This window comes from Mesorhizobium sp. M2A.F.Ca.ET.042.01.1.1 (assembly GCF_003997405.1).
Lineage (GTDB): Bacteria > Pseudomonadota > Alphaproteobacteria > Rhizobiales > Rhizobiaceae > Mesorhizobium.
Genome location: NZ_RZRX01000521.1, coordinates 1 through 1669, shown reverse-complemented (window position 1 = coordinate 1669; position 1669 = coordinate 1). Strand labels below are relative to the sequence as shown.

Sequence of the window (1669 nt, the reverse complement as noted above, 5' to 3'; positions counted from 1 at the left end):
TCTCCACCGGCTAAAGCCACGGCCGGGCTACATCCATGCGGCGCGCCCGCTCGACGTCTGCCAGATCGATCACACGCCGACCGATATCAACTTCGTCGAGGTCATCGACGGCGATGGAACCTTTGTAGGACGTGCCTACCTGACGATTGTCACCGACGTGGCGACGCGCTGTATCCTCGGCTTCTGCCTAACCCTCGAAAAGCCGTCGACGTTGTCGGTCGCGCTCTGCCTCGCCCAGGCCATGTGTCCCAAGGAGACGTGGTTGGCCGCGCGCGACATCGAGGACGGGTGGCCGATGTTCGGCCGACCTCGTTCGCTCGTCACCGACTCCGCCAAAGAGTTCAAGGGCCATGCTTTCCAGCAGGGGTGCGACGATTACGGTATTCGGATCCGCCGTCGGGATCGCGGCCGCGTCCATCAGGGCGGCGTGGTCGAAAGACTGCTTGGGAAGCTCAACGCCATGCTGGCAACGCAGCCCGGCTCGACGGGCCGATCCGTGGCGGACCGCGACCACTATCCTGCGGAGCGGCTAGCGCGTCTCAGCTTCGCCGATCTCGAGCGATGCGTCGCGCTCGCGGTGATCGACCACAACCTGCAGCAAAACGCGAGGACCCTGAAGGTGCCGGCGTCAGAATGGCACCGACGGGCGCACGATCTTGCGCACTTCGACGATGATGCCGTGCGGGTCCTGCTGGCGTTCATGCCCGGAGCGGAGCGGCGCATCTCACCGCAGGGCGTCAGCATGTTCGGGCTCGACTATTATTCATCCTGGCTGGGCGAGCTTGTTCCGCAGCGAGATCGGCTGGGCAAGCTCGAGCTTCGATACGACCCGCGCGACATCAGCCACATCTATGCCCGCGATCCCGAAACCAGGGAGTTTCGCTCTGTGGAGCGGCGTGACGGCATGCTTGCTCCGATGACGTTGTGGGAGCACGAGGCCGACCGGCTGCGGCGCCGCGCCGCAAACGCGCGCACGGATGTCGAGAAGGTAAAGCTGCGCCGGCGGATCGCGGAGATTGCCGGCCGACCGAAGCCATCGAAGGCCGAACTGCGCAATGCCGTTCGCAAATCTCACGCCGCTGACGCGCCCAAGCCCTATCACACGATGCGGCCGGCGACGCCCGAGCCTGCCGATCATCCCGCTCGCCCGAAGCGCCGCCTGCCGGTGGAGGATTGGTGACGTGGCGGACCATCTATTCGATCACGTTCGCGCGCAGCTCGCCGGCAGCCCGCAAGAGCGGATCGCCTATATTCAGGCGTCGCGATGGATCGGACACCAGGTGGCGGTCACGGCGCATGAACGCCTTGCCGAGCTTCTGTCGCGGCCGCCATCGTTGCGGACCCGAGGCCTGATGCTCGTCGGACCCTATGCCAACGGCAAGACGATGATCGCCGAACGGTTCGCCGTCGGGCATTTGAGAACAGCCGAGCAGCAGCGAGTGTGGGTGGTGCAGACGCGCGAAGGCGCAGGGCTCGCCCATTTCTACGGGTGTATCCTGCAGGCGTTACGCGCGCCGACCGGCGGCAGCCGGGACGTCGGCCGCAAGGCCGAACAGGTCGATCATCTGCTCGACAGGCTGAAGCCCAGGATCCTGATCTTCGATGAGTTCCACAATGCTTTGCGCGGCCGGGCGCGCGACGTCGAGGCCGTGCTTGCCTTCCTTCGGAG

Annotated in this window: 2 protein-coding genes; both read left to right on the top strand. The window is 65.5% G+C overall.

All coding sequences use genetic code 11. The features are described from left to right. A partial coding sequence (locus EOA23_RS34460; protein ID WP_127307294.1) for a Mu transposase C-terminal domain-containing protein occupies positions 1 to 1180 on the top strand: 1180 nt, incomplete at its 5' end. A gap of 1 nt (position 1181) precedes the next feature. Beyond that, positions 1182 to 1669 (top strand): TniB family NTP-binding protein (locus EOA23_RS34455; protein ID WP_145966600.1); only part of this gene is annotated, 488 nt, incomplete at its 3' end.